This window comes from Legionella norrlandica (assembly GCF_000770585.1).
Taxonomy (GTDB): Bacteria; Pseudomonadota; Gammaproteobacteria; order Legionellales; family Legionellaceae; genus Legionella; species Legionella norrlandica.
The window spans coordinates 17,269-33,609 of record NZ_JNCF01000015.1; the positions used below are offsets into that span (position 1 = coordinate 17,269).

A 16,341-nucleotide genomic window follows, 5' to 3' on the forward strand; every position below is an offset into this window, starting at 1 on the left:
TGGGTCAAAAAACACCAACCTTGCTAGTACGCATAGATTCTTGCCGATCAAATTGTTTAAAAAACTCTACTTGTTCTCTAAGTACAAAAGGATGAGCTTGTACATGATCTAGAGTATCACTTACGGATTTAATCCATACAAAATTGCTATACCTTTTCAATGAATGATATGCCATTTCGGCGCCTGCATAAGGCACATCATGATCTCCTTTGGTGCCTACCAATAATAAGGGAGCAGTAGGTTTAAAATCATAATGATTGAAATTAACTTTCAAAACCCCGGTATTTCTATCTGTCCCACTAATAATCCCATTAGAGAAATCAGGTTGGAAAATAAGCAGTGGGTTTTGCGGCAATGCTTGAAGAATTTCTGTAATAGAATGATACCCATCCAGCAACTCTGGAATAAGAGTATTATAGGGGGGAATAAAAATCTCATCCAAATTAGACCAATAATTCTTATAAGTTTGTAGAGAATAAAAGAAATAAGCCAAATAGGCGGTAGCTCGAGGTCCTGGTTCCAGCATTACAAAATGCATGGTTTCATCCCAACCATAAGGAGCTGAGCCTGGAGCAACGGCAGTGATGGGTAAATCAGGATGCTCCTTTGCAAGCATTTCAAACATAACCATAGTTGAGAATCCGCCTTCTGAATAGCCCGCCAGATATAACTGATCACTTATTGGATAATGCAGTCTGTTTGCTAATTCTTTAGCGGCAAGCAGCATATTGATGCTACTGCTGGCAAGAGTTTCTGCCTGAACATAAGGATGAAGTGTTAATTCATTATCTCCCAGCCCAAGATAATCAGGCATCACCGTCATATAACCCGCACTATTGCCATAGGCAGCAAGATATATATAGTTTTTTTCATTATTTCTGGAAGGAATATCATTACGTTCAAATCGGGTACCGTGCTGATAACTAACTATTCCCACTTTCCCCTGAGGATGAATCGGCATTGCCACTAACCCTGAGGCAATAGTTAAATTTCCATCTGGAGCCTGAGTTTTGTAATTAATTTTATATAATTGCAAATCATAATGCACTGAAAACGTGTCTAGAGGTGGCATTTTTTTCAAGGCCACTTCTGCCGTTTCTCTGGGGAATTCGCCTAGAGAAATATAATTAACTAATATCTCATGCTCCAATGCAGCATGAGAACTGAAACAAAAAATAACCCAATAAAATGTAAAAAAAATCCCTTTCAATAAACGCATTTTTCATACCTATCTTTTAAAAAAGATGTAGATAATTACATGTTTAATAATGAGAATCAAATGAAATTGCTCCAAAAGATTTTCGCTGTAAACAAATTATTGGTTCAGAAATTTCTTCATTTTCACAATTCGTTGATAAGCCTCATCGATTCTTCGCTCAGGAATTTCTCCTGAGCACACTTTCTGCTCAATCATATCAATTAAGGTTGCTGAATCTTGAAATTTCTCAACTAATTGATTACCAAAAATTAACATATCAGCGCCCGCATTAATTGAAAGTGTAACGGCTGTATCTAATCCATAATAATTTGTTATAGCTTTCATCTGCATATCATCGGTAATGACTACTCCATCAAACTTTAAATTTTCGCGTAATAATCCACTGATAATATGGTAGGAAAGAGTTGCAGGCAGTCCTGTTACATCCAGTTTTCTATTGACAATATGGGCCACCATAACCATATTGCAATGATTGGGTTTCGAAAGCAATTGTAAAAAGGGAATTAACTCTTGCTCACTCCATGTATTAGTCACATCTACAAAGCCTAAATGCGAGTCAGATAAAGAACTTCCATGGCCAGGAAAATGTTTGTAAGCGCAGTGAATTTGGTGCTTTATAAATTGCTCTGTATAGAGCTGAGCGTATTGCGTTACAACCTCAGGCACGGAAGAGAAACTTCTATTCTTTTTACCAATGATTGGATTATCGGGATTCACATTCACATCCAGCTCAGGGAAAAAATTCAAATTAAACCCATTTGAATTTAAGACATTGGCCATTAATTCGGCTGAAAAATTAGCCTCATCAACTGACATAGACCAACAGCTTTTGCAGAGGGCATTTCTGGGAAGCCATAACGTGGATGTAATCGGTTAACATTGCCACCTTCATAATCTACTGAGACTAATAAAGGCAAGTTATCTCGGTGATGTTTTTTGTTTGCTTTTTGCATTAAAATTTGTAATTGAGTATTTAATTTTTTGACTTGCGCAGGACCCTCGATATTTTTATCAAAAGTTTGTGACTGCTGATTAAAATCAAATAGAATAACTCCACCAATATTATCATGCTCTATTGCTTGAGCTATGGGTGAGTTTTCATTGATCTCTTTACCCTGAAAACCAACTATCAGCATCTGCCCAATCTTATCTCTTAAACTCACTTCGGCAGCATAAAAACCAGTAGTAAATAAAGTAAGGAAGAAGGATAAAATAATAACTTTCCATTGGAGTTTCATTTAACAGTTTCAATTCAATATAACTTGGTACACATTATATATATTTCACCCAAACTAATCAAACATTAAACAATTGCCAATAAAATAGCCGTAAGATAATTCCCCTCTGGGAAAGAAGCCAAAGTAGGATGGCAACTTGCCGGCCCATAGACACCCAATATACGAGCCTGTTTGCCCATTGCAGCAGCCTGAATACTCACTAATGAACAAAAATCCTGAGATGATAAGGCTGAAGAACAATTACAAGTCATCATTAAAGTTCCTGATTTCATATACTTGAATGCTTCCCTGTGCAAAAAGCGATAGTAATTTTTTGCTTGTTGCAAATGCCTTTGCGAAGGGACCAATTTGGGTGGGTCAAGGATAACAACATCATAATCCCCTGCTATTTTTAAAAATTCCCTGGCGTCTGCTTTGATAAATTCAATATTAGTTAAGTCATTTAAAATGGCATTATTTTTAGCCTGCTCTATGGCTTGCGCGGAGCTATCTACCCCCGTAACATGAAGAGCTCCTGCTTTCGCAGCATGTAAAGCAAAGCCACCTGTAAACGTATACAGATCAAGAACTCTTTTCCCTCTGGACAACTGCGCTATTCTTTTATGATTTTCTCTTTGGTCAATAAACAGCCCTGTTTTTTGTGTATGTGCGAATTCAATCTGATACCTCACTCCCTCTTCTAAAACTTGGGTATTGTTTTCTATTTTTTCCACATGAATTTCTTTCCAGCCATCTTGAGATAATGGTTTCTTCTGAGGAATCCAGATAACTTGATTCTGAGGAAAAATCTCATGCAATACTTGCTCAATTATTGATTTATTTGCCTCCACCCAATAAGCTGAGCTGGCTACAACACAATATTGATTAAAGCAATCAATTGTTAATCCCGAGAGCCCATCAGCTTCACTATTAAACAATCGGTAGGCATTAGTCTCTTCATTGGGTAAATTAAGGCATTCTCTAACTAAGCGTGCTTGCTTTATTCTATGGGTAATCAAAGAATCGTAATTAACTGCCTTTATTTGTTCATTGGAAAGTGCCAGAACTCTTACTCTATATAGAGAGTGCTCATTATACACCCCCACACCCAAACATTCTCCTTGGGCGCTCATAATCTCAACCAGTTCACCTGTAATTGGCTTGCCTAAATATTGCATTATGGCTTTGGGGAAAATCCAGGGATGACCTCTTAATACCGTATTTTGTTTTTCAGCCGCTAAAATAATTTTCGCTTTCATTTTCTATTTCCCAAAAACCAAAAGTCAGTTAATCTACACTATTAAGTATTAAATCTGCAATGGAAGTAAGGACAAATATGCGGCAATTTATAAAATACCTAGCCATTTTTCTATTTTCATATTCGTTCAAGGTTTCTTATGCTGGCCCATGGTTCACTGGCCCCCTTTTGGCTCCAGCTGGCCACACAGTTCCTAATGGCCATACAAACCTGGAAGTTTATGGTATTGATGTCTTTACCAATGGACAATATAACGCGTCTGGACAATTAGTACACGCTCCTTTGTTTCGAACCTTCGCAGCCAATCCGATATTCACACATGGATTTACTGACTGGTTAGACGTGCAGTTGACTGTACCTTATTTATTCAATTCTACCCGTGGAGTACATTTTAATCGTTTAGCTGATGTTTCAACTGGCGTGGGAATACAATTGCTAGAACAAAAAGGGTCTCCGCGAAGGATTGATCTTCGTTTTTTATTACAAGAAACCATACCCACTGGACGTTATGATCACTTAAATCCAGCATTATTCGGCACCGATGCCACCGGGTTGGGAAGTTATCAAACTTTGGTCGGTTTAAATTTCCAATATCTATTGCAAGTTTTCAAAACTCACTACCTGAGAACACGGCTTATTGCCTCTCGCCTCTTTTCCAGTAATGTCCGTATAGATGGGTTAAGTAGTTATGGAGGTTCAATACATACTCATGGTACTATTAAACCAGGTATTGAAAATAACATTGACTTAGCATTTGAGTTTACTCTTACCCAAAATTGGGTAGCGGTAATGGAAGGTTATGTTTCAACAGGTAAAGCAACCCGATTTAATGGCATTTTAAATCTCAACAGTGTTGGAAGTCCTCCTGTCAATATAGGGAATGTTGATATTAACCCAGTCAGTATTGGCAGTGGTTCATTTAGAGAAGAAGCTCTTGCCCCAGCAATAGAGTATAACTTTAACGAAAATATTGGAGTAATTGGTGGCTTATGGTTTCCTGTGAGAGGAGTAAATACTTCACATTACATGACTTATATGCTAGCAATTAATGCATTTTGGTGATAATAAATGCGATATTCATCCTATGAAACGAAAAACAGATTTACTTATGGTCTTGCTCTTGGCGCCTTAGGAGTTGTATTTGGCGATATAGGTACTAGCCCGCTATACGCTCTAAAAGTTACTTTATCAGGTATTCCTATTAACCAATTCAATATATTAGGAGTATTGTCCCTTATTTTTTGGTCATTAATCATTGTTGTCTCTTTCAAATATTTAATTATTATTTTTCGGGCAGACAATGATGGAGAAGGAGGTATTTTAGCTCTACTGGCTCTAATGAAACATAAGAGTACTAAACATCAGCCAATATTTTACCTAATTGCCATATTTGGAGCAGGTTTGCTATTGGGCGATGGGATGCTCACACCAGCTATTTCCGTTATTAGTGCTGTGGAAGGTCTTGGAACTCTTTCAGATAAACTGACTCCTTATGTACTTCCAATCGCTTCTCTAATACTTATATTACTTTTCTCTTTACAAGCAAAAGGTACAGCAAGGATAGGTTACCTTTTTGGTCCATTAATATTTATTTGGTTTATAACCATAGCTGTATTAGGGATATTACAAATCGCTGAGCATCCAGTCGTTTTAAAGGCAATTAATCCCTACTACGCGATTGCATTTTTAGTTGATGAAGGTTTGAGAGGATATCTTTTATTAGGTGGCATTTTCCTTGTAGTCACTGGTGGAGAGGCTCTTTTTGCAGACATAGGACATTTTGGTAAAAACCCAATCAGAGCCAGCTGGTTTCTTGTTACTCTCCCTTGCCTGCTACTGAATTATTTTGGCCAAGGGGCTAATTTGATAGTACGTCCGGAAGCAATGAGTAATCCTTTTTATATGATTGCTCCTCCTTGGTTTTATCTACCATTAATCCTTATTGCAACTGTTGCCACAGTGATTGCATCTCAGGCTGTTATTTCTGCTACTTTTTCTTTAACTAAACAAGCTGTCTTGCTCGGTTTGTGTCCAAGGATTCCAATCATTCAGACCTCCATGCTTCATTCTGGGCAAATTTATGTTCCACAAATCAACTTTATTTTATTTATCGGTACTATGGCCCTTACCCTGGCTTTTAGAACTTCCGATAACATGGCTCATGCCTATGGAATTGCTGTGAATTTAGAAATGCTATTGGTCGATGCCATGGTAGCTTATGCCGCTATTTCAATATGGGAATGGTCAAAGTTTAATGCGATAGTTCTCTTTGGCATATTTCTTTTAATCGATTTTGCCTTTTTAGGAGCTAATGCCCATAAGTTCATTACTGGGGGTTGGGTTCCAATAGTTTTAGCCTTATTTATAGCATTCATCATGTACACCTGGCGTTATGGATTGAATTATTTAATAAATAATTTTTATATGAATAAAGAAGATATTTCTAAAATTTTAAAACAATTACAATATAAAAGTTTAAATCAATTACAAGGTGTCACCGCAATTTTTATAACTGACGTGTATGATAAAAGCGGGGGTAGTTTTCTGCATTTTCTTAAATTAAATCGTTCTGTACCCGAGAATGTTCTGATAGTAAATTATATTGTTGATAATATTCCTTATGTTCATTATAGCCAACGCTATGAAATAGCTTGTCTTGATGAAAAAGTATGTAAATTAGTAATACACTATGGCTTTATGGAAACGATTAACATACCCAGAAGCTTGGAAAAAGCCTGTGATAAAAATTTACTTCCATTTAAATTAAATGTTGATACTGCCACTTTTATGGTTGAAATACCCAATGTTATGGCATCAAAAGAAAAAAGATCTTTAAGTTTTTATTGGCAAGAAAAATTGTTTGCTTTTTTGATGCGTAACTACTCAGCCAATTTAAATATTGAATTCTATAAATTGCCATACAATAGAACCATAGCAATAGGAACTTATTGTATTTTATAAATTTTAGGAGATGTTATCAGAAACCTCTCTAATCCAAGATAACAGCGAAGATTCCCCTAACTCTAAAAAAGCGGTTGACTTCAGTGGAGGTCAGCTGTTTTTTTTAGGATAATACCTTTCCAAATTTATTTTAAGGATAAGTTATGTGGTTTAATAATGCACTAATATACCAATATAAATTAAATGAAGATTGTGATTTACACACCTCTTTAACTGAAGAGGCACTTAAACCCTGTCCACCTCATGCACGCTTTATTTATGGCTGGCTCCCTGCTTTTGATCAAGAAATGGCTCATGAAGTGGCAGGTAGTTCCTTAATTTGTCTAGGGAAAGAAGAGCGAATACTTCCTCGAGGAGTTATTAATAAAATGCTCAAGGAGAAAATTCAGCAAATTGAAACAGCACAAGGACGCCAAGTAAAGCGAGCTGAGAAAGCTCAAATGGCTGAAGATCTTGAGTTTGAACTATTACCAAAATCTTTTTGTGTTCAAAAAAAGCTTCTAGCTATCCTTGATAGTGTTAGCCAACGATTAATTATTAATACTTCAAGTAATAATCAAGCTTCTCAGCTTACCTCTTTTTTACGAAAAACAATTCCAGGCATTGTCATAGAACCATTGAATCTTGCAGAAAATATCGCTTTACGTTTTGCAGAATGGATTCACTCTCCAGATCTTCTGCCTAGTGATTTTCAATTAGCTTCTGATTGCTTGCTCTTTTCTCTTGAAGATGAGAAAAAACGAGTCCATTGCAAAGGCTATGAACTACCTGCAGAAGAAATTCTAACTCTATTATCACAAGGAATGGCCACCGCTGAAATCTCATTAATCTGGAAAGAGCGAATTCAGCTGACATTGACTCATGATTTTATTTTTAAGAAGCTAAAAAGCCTGGATTATTTGATAGATGATTTTAATGAAGCTAAAGAGCTTGAAGAAGAATACCAAAGGCAAGATGCGACGCTAGCCCTGTTAAGTGGTGAATTAAGAGAGTTAACCAATGCCTTAACGAAAATGTTTGTGAGTAGTAATACTCAAATCAATTCAGCTCCTCTAGAGCCAGCTATCGCAGATTAAACCCAATTTATCAATTGACACTCTATGTTAAACGGGCTACGTAGACTTTTTTTGCTCTAAGTAGTCCGGATTAGACGAAATCGTAATCCGAACTTGCTTTATTGCATCAGGCTGCCATGTCTTACCTATCGTAGGCTGGCTGAATAAAAAGAACCAACATTTATCAAGAATTAACTCTAACCATATTAGAGGTATGATAAGTAGCCTTGTACACGGCAAAAGCATCATCGGCTGCCTTATTTAAACCTAAAGCCTTATTTGCCTCATACATAATAACCAACGCTTTTTGCGCGCTTGGTGCTTGGGGATAGTTTTTTACAAGATAACTAGCTCTTTCGATAGCAGCTACATACATTTTACGTTTAAAGTAATATTGGGAAACATTCAACTCATGCTGGGCAAACATATTGCGCAAATAGACCATACGCTGTAACGCATTAGCCTTATATTTGCTGTCTGGAAATTTCTGAATTAATGTGGCGAAATCAACGAAGGCTTGAGTCTGGGTACCCGGATCCCTCCATGATTCATCCATAGGCAGCATTTTAGCAAATACACCTCGTGTTTGCTGGAAATTTGCCAGGCCTTTCATGTAGTAAGCATAATCAACATTCTTTGCTCGCGGATACAGATGTATAAAACGCTCCGCAGTTGCTGCTGCAGATGGATAATCTTCATCCTTATAATAAGCATATATAAGCTGCATTTGTGAATTTTCAGTATAATCACTAAATGGATACATAGATTCCATAGCTTCAAGCTGCTTGGCAGCCGTAGTATATTCTTCTTTCTTTAAGGACTTCTGGGCAGCAGTATACAACTGTTTAGCTGTCATACCCTTGTATGGATTATTATCTTCATCGTCCTTTCCCCACTTGGCACAGGAAGAAATTATCATAATTATACTTAGAAGAAATAACACATGGATTCGTTTCATAAAAGACACCTATCAATTATATCTGCTACAGTCGCTAAAACAGCGATTATAAAATTGGAGACATTATACCTAGGACTAGCCAATTTGCGAACAGTCTATTATCGTTTTATTTATGTATTAAAAAAACATTTGCAAAATGGAGAAGGTTGAGATAGTATCCTCAACCGGAGAGATGGCAGAGCGGTCGATTGCGGCGGTCTTGAAAACCGTTGAAGGGCAACCTTCCCAGGGTTCGAATCCCTGTCTCTCCGCCAAATAGATAGTTTACGACATCCAGTTAATCCTATAAGTATATTGTAATCATACTCATATTAATTTCTTATAATTTCATTAGATATCATTGATAGGCACCTTCAACTATAGTAACCGTTGGGGTACATAACTTGAATCTTGGTGGAATGCCAATGCCCAGGTTTTCTTGCTCCCTAGCTTACATCATCAAGACATTCCACAACTTCATGTGGGCAATACTCCAGGTCTTCTTACTCAGCCTGCCGCTCTAGCGACGCAAAGCCATCCTACTGAAAGTTATCTCCCTTCTTTTTATACGCTTCATCAATTACCTTCAATGACTCTAATAATTGTTGCATTTTATCTAAAGGCCAACTGTTTGGACCGTCACTTAATGCTTTATCAGGATCAGGGTGAGTTTCCATAAATAATCCTGCAATACCTGTAGCAACAGCTGCTCTTGCAAGAGCAGGAATAAACTCCCTTTGTCCTCCGGATACACCATTATTCCCGCCTGGTAATTGTACTGAGTGTGTCGCATCGTAAACAACCGGGCAACCTGTTTCGCGCATAATAACCAAAGAACGCATATCAGAAACCAGATTATTATAACCAAAGCTGACGCCTCGTTCGCAAGCCATAATCTGATCGTTGCCCTCAGCCTTTGCTTTTGTAATAACGTGTTTCATTTCCCATGGCGCAAGAAATTGTCCTTTCTTAATATTCACTGGCTTATTCATGGCAGCGACTTTTTGGATAAAATTGGTTTGTCGACATAGAAAAGCTGGGGTTTGAAGCACATCCACTACGCTTGAGACCTCAAATAAAGGGGTATCCTCATGGACATCAGTCAAGACAGGAACACCAATTTGTGATCTGACTTTTTCAAGAATTGATAATCCTCTTTCAAAACCAGGTCCTCTGTAACTGGAAAGAGAGGATCGGTTTGCTTTATCAAAAGAAGATTTATAGATAAACGGAATATTTAACTGGTTACACATTTCCTTTAAATAACCAGCAGTTTCCAGAGCCAATTCTTCACTTTCAATAACACAGGGACCAGCAATTAAAAATAAAGGCCTATTCAAACCAACTTCGAAACCACATAATCTCATTTTTTGTCCTTTTCCTGGTGATGAATACGAGCAGCAAGTACAAATTCTTTAAAAAGAGGATGGCCGTCTCTCGGATTGGATGTGAATTCTGGATGAAATTGACAAGCTAAAAACCAAGGATGATCAGCTAGCTCAATCATCTCAACCAAAGTATTATCCGCTGAGCGCCCTGAAATAATCAACCCATGTTGCACTAAGCTATCCACATACTTGTTATTCACTTCATATCTATGACGGTGACGCTCTATAATTTCTGACTTGCCATAAACTTTTTGTGCTAAAGTTCCTTCTGCAAGATGACAGTATTGTCCACCTAGGCGCATGGTTCCACCCAAATCAGTATTCTCATCCCTTATCTGCTTACTACCATCAGCATCCATCCACTCACTAATTAAGCCTAGTACGGGATATAGCGTTTCTTTATTAAACTCGGTGGAATTAGCGTCTGTTAAACCAACTACATTTCTTGCAAATTCAATAACAGCAGTCTGCATCCCTAAGCATATTCCCAAAAAGGGGATATTATTTTCGCGGGCGTATTGGATAGCTTTAATTTTTCCCTCAACTCCTCTCTCGCCAAAACCGCCAGGCACTAAAATAGCATCCACTGATTCAAGCAATAAGGGGCCATGCTTTTCTATTAGCTCGGCATCAAAATAAACAATTCCTACTTTGGTTTGCGTATGAATCCCTGCATGCAATAAAGCTTCATTAATTGATTTATAGGCATCATTTAACTCGGTATACTTCCCTACCATAGCTATTTTTACAGTCATAGTTTGGACTGCTTGCATGTCAACCACTTTTTGCCACTCACTCAAGTCAGCCGGTTTTGCTTCCAATCCCAATTTCTTCACGACAATTTCATCTAAATGCTGAGCATGCAAAATCATAGGAATTTGATAAATGCTTTTGGCATCTTCAAGAGAAATCACAGCCTCTCTCTCAACGTTGGTAAATAAAGCGATCTTGGCCCTATCTGATATAGATAATGGTTTTTCTGAACGGCAAATCAACACATCGGGTTGAATACCGATTGAACGTAATTCTTTTACAGAATGTTGCGTCGGTTTGGTTTTTGTTTCCCCCGATGTTGCTATATAAGGAACCAAAGTAAGATGGATGAATATCGCTCGTTGTGAACCTAGTTCAATACGCATTTGCCTGATGGCTTCCAGAAAAGGTAAAGATTCAATATCGCCAACCGTTCCCCCAATTTCGACCATAGCCACATCAAATCCATCCGCGCCTAATTTGATACAACGTTTGATTTCATTGGTGATGTGAGGAATAACCTGCACTGTCCCACCCAAATAATCCCCTCTCCTTTCTTTCTTAATCACATTTTCGTAAATTTTACCTGATGTGAAATTGTTACGCTTGGTCATAGTTGTTTTAACAAAACGCTCATAATGTCCCAAGTCCAAGTCTGTTTCTGCTCCGTCATTAGTTACAAAAACCTCTCCATGTTGAAATGGACTCATAGTACCAGGATCAACATTAATATAGGGATCAAGCTTTATCAATGTTACACGAAGACCGCGAGCCTCTAGAATAGCTGCGAGTGACGCGGCTGCTATGCCCTTTCCTAAGGAAGACACAACTCCGCCAGTAATAAAAATATATTTTGTCATTTTTTTGACCCCGCTCAAAATGCTGAATACACCAATTTGGTGTTTAATTTGATTTGCATGTAAACGGGATTTAATTCTATCAAAATGAAAATATAAATAACAGAAATTTGAGGAAAAAATTAGTATATCTCTTATATTCCTTGTATTTTATGACTTAATTAAAATTGTAGCCTGCATTAGCGAAGAGCGCTTCGTTAATATGAACCGCAATCTAACAATCACTTTTATTTCTTTGAAATTTCCTTAATCAATCGCTAACAAATGTCCTAATTTTATCTTCTTAGTCTTTAAGTAACCACGGTTTTCCTTGGAAGGCTCAACCTCTAAAGGGATGCGCTGAGTGACCTTCATTCCATAACGCTCAAGAGAAGCAATCTTTAAAGGATTATTGGTTAGCATTCTTAATACTTCAACCCCAAAATATTTAAGTATTTGATAAGCTACTGCATAATCCCTATCGTCTGCAGGTAACCCCAGCTTAAGATTAGCGTCTACTGTATCCAAACCTTGTTCTTGTAAAGCATAAGCCTTCAATTTATTTGCTAACCCTATTCCACGCCCCTCCTGGCGTAAATAAATTAATATGCCTCCTTCAGCGCCAATCTGAGACAATGAAGACTCCAATTGCTTACCACAATCGCATTTTCTAGAACCAAAGACATCACCAGTGATACACTCTGAGTGAATTCGAACCAAAGGCACTTGATTACCATATAGAGGAGGCTTAACTAAAGCAAAATGTTCAGCAGAATCTATCTGATTCTCAAAAACTGTCATGGTAAAGATCCCATCATCGCCCAAGGGAATACGAGTCGTAGCCGCTGCTTTTATGAGAGTTTCATGCCGAATTCGATAGTCTATTAAATCTTTGATGGTCACTATAGGTATTTGATGTTTTTTGGAAAAAATAGTCAGTTCATTTAATCTACTCATTGTTCCATCTTCATTGATGATTTCACAAATCACCGCTGCGGGCGTAATCCAGCAAGCCTTACTAAATCAACACTCCCTTCTGTTTGACCTGCTCTTTCTAAAACCCCCTTTTTCCTTGCGCGCAACGGGAAGACATGTCCGGGAGAGATTAAATCAGTCGGACCACTTTTGGGGTCAATCGCAACTTTTATCGTCCGAGCCCTGTCTTGTGCCGATATACCTGTAGAAACACCATGTGCCGCTTCAATCGAAACTGTAAATGCCGTTCCATAAGGCGATTTATTATTTTGAGCCATCATGGGCAATTGGATTTTATCGATTAATTCTTCCACCATAGACAAGCAAATTAACCCGCATCCAAAGCGAGACATAAAATTAATAGCTTCAGGGGTTGCGTATTCAGCAGCAATCACTAAATCCCCTTCGTTCTCCCTATCCTCATCATCCATTAGAATAATCATCTTACCGGCTTTAAGTGTCTCCACTGCCTGTTCTATTGTTGCTAATGAATGTTTCATGACTCTACCTCATGTTTCAATTTCCCGACGATTTGAAGCTGGTGAGCTACAATACGGGTAAGATAATCAAATTCTATATTGACCTGCTGCCCTACTCTCAACGACCCCAAATTTGTTTCTGATAGAGTGTGGGGTACCAGCATTAACCCAATGGTTTGTTGTATTACAGCATTAATAGTCAGACTCACACCATTTACAGTGATACTGCCTTTAGGAATTAAATAAAGCATATGCTCTTGAGTAAATCCCTCTAAATCTATGGCAACAAACTCATTGATTGAGCGAACAGATTTCACATAAGCCTTGGTATCCACATGGCCAGATACATAATGACCACCAAATCGTGTGGATGCAAACATAGCCCGCTCAAGATTGACCATATCCCCAATTAATAAACCACCTAATGTTGTAATGTTGAGGGTTTCGGGTGAAACATCAAAACACAAATCATTAGAATGAGATGGTAATAGCGTTAAGCAAGCACCATTCACAGCAATACTCTCACCAACTTTCAGATCTTCGAAAGTAGAAGAAATCACCAAGCGATTTGCATTTTCTCGTTTACTATTCGCTAATATTTTGCCTGTATTTTCTATCAACCCGGTAAACACTCATCCTCCTGCCAATCCAAACATGCAATCATGTTATCCCCCATAGATTGCCAACTTACCGTATGAGCTTGCTCAAAAATTCCTTGTTGTTGATAGGCTGATATGGCATGCTGACCTAAACTTTTAGGGACTAGATATAAATAAGTTTTATGCACTAATCTTTCCGTGTGCAATGCTGAAAAAATTGCTCCACCCGCCTCAACCCATACGTCATGGTAGCCCAACTCTCCAAGATGAGCAATTATTGCACTTAGTTCCATAAGACCGTTTTTTAAAGGAGTAGAATAATAAGTGCTATTGGGGTAAGTCTTATCTCGCACCGCTTGAGGCTGGTGGTAAATGTGGCAATGCTTTGCTGTCGAAAAAATAATGGCATCTTTCGGCAAACTTAAATTGCGATCAATAATAGCTACTGGTTTTGCCACTTCCATATTGCCAAGCCTAACATTCATTTTAGGGTTATCCATCCGAACCGTTTTGGCACTGGTTAAGATGACATCGCTGATTGCACGCATTTGATGAGTAAATTGCCCACATAAAGAATTGGACAAGATCATACGTTCCCCAAAAGTTTGCCCGATTTTGCCATCAAAAGTTTGTGCCATTTTGACAGTGACTCTTGGTTTATGTGTTGCTGTCCAATAAGCATAACTTTTATAGAATTCATTAATTGCAGCTACAGGAACATGCGTAACCTGTATACCATGCCTACGTAATTGCGCTGAAGAATTACCTCTAGCAACAATTGGGTTCGGGTCAAGATAAGAAAAAATGACTTCTTCTATACCATGATGAACAATAGCATCTACACAGGGTGGTGTTTTACCCCAATGATTACAAGGCTCAAGAGTAACATAGAGCTTCACGCCTGGTGTTTTAGGTGGAATTTGTGATAACAATAATTGTTCTGCATGTGGTGTACCTGCACCTCTATGCCATGCTTGTGCTATAATACTTCCATTTTGTACGGCAACGGCTCCTACACTGGGGTTAGGGGCACAAAGGCCTCTCCCTAACTTGGCTTGTTCGAGTGCTGCAAGCAGAAACTGTTCGTGCATAGATTAACCACCTTTTAAATGTGGACGAATGATAACAAATTATTCAATTATTGAGTAGCCTAATGATTAAATTGAACTTAAATTATAAGTTGAGCGCACAAGGTATGTTGTCCAGGTTAATTCATTGGGGATTAGGAGTCCTGATTTGTATTTTAGGACAATCATCCATTGCTGGAAGTCTCTCGCCGTATACTACCAAAGAATTAGAGCAACTAGAAAAAGAATTTATTCAACTGATTAATCAATCTGACAGCGTTGAACGCAATCCATTAGCTAGTCAATACTTAAATCGCATAGGCAAAAAACTTGCTCAATACGCCCGTGTAAAAACCCCTTATTTTTTTATTGTTAAATCAAAGGAAATCAATGCGTTTGCAGGTCCTGGAGGATATATAGGCATTAATACTCAACTGATATTGACCACTAGCAATGAAAGTGAACTTGCTGCAGTAATGGCTCACGAACTTGCCCACGTTCGCCTACATCATCTCTACAGCATACTTGATCATCAAAAACAAATGCGTGTTCCATTATTAGCCTCTATTCTAGCTTCTGCTGCTTTAGGAGTGTTAAATCCAACCGTTGGAATGGGAGCTATGATGGCATCAGTTTCCGGATTTTCCCAGGACAATATTAATTTCACCCGCTCAAAAGAAAAGGAAGCTGACCGAATTGGGATTGATATGCTCATCAAAGCAGGATTTAACCCTCAAGGTATGGCTGCATTTTTTAACAAAATGCAAGAGAATTCTCGCTATTATTATACTGCCAATGTCCCCGCCATACTCCGGACCCACCCCCTCGACGCCGACAGAATAGCTGAAGCAGAAAATCGAACTGCTCGATTATCCAAGAAACAATACTCTGATTCTTTAGATTATGCGCTATTCAAAGAGTTAATCAGGGTTTCCGTTGCCTCCAACAACAAGCAAATTCTAGACTACTATGAGCATCATTGCTCTAAAAAAAATTCCACTACAGCTTGCCAATATGGGTATGTTCTTGCTTTATTGAACAACAATAACTTTCAAAAAGCAGCTGATAAATTAAGACCCTTATTAGTAATAGATAATAGCAATCTTTATTTTCAAATTGCCATGGCCGAAGCTGAATTAGGTTTATCACAATATCAGTCTGGGCTAACTCGTCTTGCAGAACTGCACAATAATTTTCCTGATAACTATGCCACCTTAATGGCCTACGTCCAAGGATTGTTGACTGCAAATCAACCTGAAAAAGCAACGTCTATTCTCCTTAAAGGCAGTAGGCAATATAAAGAAGATTTAATACTCTGCAGAGAATTGGCAAGAGCACAGGCAGAATCTCATCAGAAAAGCTACGCCTATTTTACCCAGGCCCAGTGTTTACTGTTGGAAGGACAAAAAAGGGGGGCCATTGCCCAACTAAAAGTAGCTCAAAAACTGGCAAAGAAAGATCCCTATTTGTCAGCGCGAATTTCTGCAAAAATTGATGAAATAAAATTCATGACCGAATAACTATGCCAACAAGGGGCTCACTTCAGCTATGTATGGAATGGTGAAAAAATAGAATCCGTATATAAAAAAGTAATATC

Annotated in this window: 11 protein-coding genes, 1 tRNA gene and 2 pseudogenes; 5 read left to right on the top strand and 9 right to left on the bottom strand. The window is 38.1% G+C overall.

Features of this window, described 5'->3' with window-relative positions:
- Window positions 1-4 precede the first annotated feature (4 nt).
- From OK13_RS05520 to OK13_RS05530, 3 genes and pseudogenes are all read right to left on the bottom strand, one after another.
- Window positions 5-1,219 carry an alpha/beta hydrolase family protein gene (locus OK13_RS05520; RefSeq protein ID WP_035888653.1) on the bottom strand — a complete coding sequence of 405 codons (1,215 nt, stop codon included), beginning with the start codon at window positions 1,217-1,219 and terminating at the stop codon, window positions 5-7.
- A gap of 96 nt (window positions 1,220-1,315) precedes the next feature.
- Window positions 1,316-2,457, bottom strand: a pseudogene (locus OK13_RS05525) (glycoside hydrolase family 3 protein).
- Between the two features lie 65 nt (window positions 2,458-2,522).
- Window positions 2,523-3,695 (bottom strand): class I SAM-dependent rRNA methyltransferase, encoded by a 1,173-nt coding sequence (locus OK13_RS05530; RefSeq protein WP_035888654.1) that lies wholly within the window; start codon window positions 3,693-3,695, stop codon window positions 2,523-2,525.
- Between the two features lie 77 nt (window positions 3,696-3,772).
- Here OK13_RS05530 and OK13_RS05535 point away from each other — a divergent pair, with 77 nt between their 5' ends.
- The 3 genes from OK13_RS05535 to OK13_RS05545 all read left to right on the top strand — a co-directional run bounded on the left by OK13_RS05535 (window position 3,773) and on the right by OK13_RS05545 (window position 7,731).
- On the top strand, window positions 3,773-4,756 hold the full coding sequence (locus OK13_RS05535) for a hypothetical protein (RefSeq protein ID WP_035888656.1): 984 nt from the start codon (window positions 3,773-3,775) through the stop codon (window positions 4,754-4,756).
- A gap of 6 nt (window positions 4,757-4,762) precedes the next feature.
- Window positions 4,763-6,655 carry a potassium transporter Kup gene (locus tag OK13_RS05540; RefSeq protein ID WP_035888657.1) on the top strand — a complete coding sequence of 631 codons (1,893 nt, stop codon included), beginning with the start codon at window positions 4,763-4,765 and terminating at the stop codon, window positions 6,653-6,655.
- A gap of 143 nt (window positions 6,656-6,798) precedes the next feature.
- Window positions 6,799-7,731: a recombination-associated protein RdgC gene (locus OK13_RS05545; protein WP_035888658.1), complete on the top strand. Its 933-nt coding sequence runs from the start codon at window positions 6,799-6,801 to the stop codon at window positions 7,729-7,731.
- A gap of 163 nt (window positions 7,732-7,894) precedes the next feature.
- On the opposite strand, the gene OK13_RS05550 is transcribed toward OK13_RS05545, so the two are convergent.
- Window positions 7,895-8,668, bottom strand: coding sequence for an outer membrane protein assembly factor BamD (locus OK13_RS05550; RefSeq protein WP_035888659.1), 774 nt, complete (start codon window positions 8,666-8,668; stop codon window positions 7,895-7,897).
- A 166-nt stretch (window positions 8,669-8,834) separates the two neighbouring features.
- Here OK13_RS05550 and OK13_RS05555 point away from each other — a divergent pair.
- A tRNA-Ser gene (locus tag OK13_RS05555) sits at window positions 8,835-8,922 on the top strand.
- Window positions 8,923-9,186: 264 nt separating this feature from the next.
- Here OK13_RS05555 and kdsA read toward each other — a convergent pair.
- The 5 genes and pseudogenes from kdsA to ribD all read right to left on the bottom strand — a co-directional run bounded on the left by kdsA (window position 9,187) and on the right by ribD (window position 14,768).
- Entirely contained in the window at window positions 9,187-10,014 is an 828-nt protein-coding gene (gene kdsA, locus OK13_RS05560; protein WP_035888661.1) for a 3-deoxy-8-phosphooctulonate synthase, read from the bottom strand.
- Complete coding sequence (locus OK13_RS05565; RefSeq protein WP_035888662.1) at window positions 10,011-11,648, bottom strand: CTP synthase; 1,638 nt, start codon at window positions 11,646-11,648, stop codon at window positions 10,011-10,013. The genes kdsA and OK13_RS05565 overlap by 4 nt, the downstream gene beginning before the upstream one ends.
- A gap of 243 nt (window positions 11,649-11,891) precedes the next feature.
- A pseudogene (ribB, locus tag OK13_RS05570) lies at window positions 11,892-13,099 on the bottom strand (3,4-dihydroxy-2-butanone-4-phosphate synthase).
- Window positions 13,096-13,710 carry a riboflavin synthase gene (ribE, locus tag OK13_RS05575; protein WP_035888665.1) on the bottom strand — a complete coding sequence of 205 codons (615 nt, stop codon included), beginning with the start codon at window positions 13,708-13,710 and terminating at the stop codon, window positions 13,096-13,098. Before ribE ends, ribB begins: the two are co-directional and overlap by 4 nt.
- Entirely contained in the window at window positions 13,695-14,768 is a 1,074-nt protein-coding gene (gene ribD / locus OK13_RS05580) for a bifunctional diaminohydroxyphosphoribosylaminopyrimidine deaminase/5-amino-6-(5-phosphoribosylamino)uracil reductase RibD (protein WP_035888667.1), read from the bottom strand. The genes ribE and ribD overlap by 16 nt, the downstream gene beginning before the upstream one ends.
- A gap of 62 nt (window positions 14,769-14,830) precedes the next feature.
- On the opposite strand from ribD, the gene OK13_RS05585 reads away from it, so the two are divergent.
- Window positions 14,831-16,264 (top strand): M48 family metalloprotease, encoded by a 1,434-nt coding sequence (locus tag OK13_RS05585; protein WP_035888670.1) that lies wholly within the window; start codon window positions 14,831-14,833, stop codon window positions 16,262-16,264.
- Window positions 16,265-16,341 lie beyond the last annotated feature (77 nt).

What these genes read in the sequence shown, in the direction of transcription:
- OK13_RS05540 (WP_035888657.1), top strand. Translation starts at nt 4,763, where the DNA reads ATGCGATATTCATCCTATGAAACGAAAAACAGATTTACTTATGGTCTT.
- kdsA (WP_035888661.1), bottom strand. Translation starts at nt 10,014, where the DNA reads ATGAGATTATGTGGTTTCGAAGTTGGTTTGAATAGGCCTTTATTTTTA.
- OK13_RS05545 (WP_035888658.1), top strand. Translation starts at nt 6,799, where the DNA reads ATGTGGTTTAATAATGCACTAATATACCAATATAAATTAAATGAAGAT.
- OK13_RS05550 (WP_035888659.1), bottom strand. Translation starts at nt 8,668, where the DNA reads ATGAAACGAATCCATGTGTTATTTCTTCTAAGTATAATTATGATAATT.
- OK13_RS05535 (WP_035888656.1), top strand. Translation starts at nt 3,773, where the DNA reads ATGCGGCAATTTATAAAATACCTAGCCATTTTTCTATTTTCATATTCG.
- OK13_RS05520 (WP_035888653.1), bottom strand. Translation starts at nt 1,219, where the DNA reads ATGCGTTTATTGAAAGGGATTTTTTTTACATTTTATTGGGTTATTTTT.
- ribD (WP_035888667.1), bottom strand. Translation starts at nt 14,768, where the DNA reads ATGCACGAACAGTTTCTGCTTGCAGCACTCGAACAAGCCAAGTTAGGG.
- OK13_RS05565 (WP_035888662.1), bottom strand. Translation starts at nt 11,648, where the DNA reads ATGACAAAATATATTTTTATTACTGGCGGAGTTGTGTCTTCCTTAGGA.
- OK13_RS05585 (WP_035888670.1), top strand. Translation starts at nt 14,831, where the DNA reads ATGATTAAATTGAACTTAAATTATAAGTTGAGCGCACAAGGTATGTTG.
- OK13_RS05530 (WP_035888654.1), bottom strand. Translation starts at nt 3,695, where the DNA reads ATGAAAGCGAAAATTATTTTAGCGGCTGAAAAACAAAATACGGTATTA.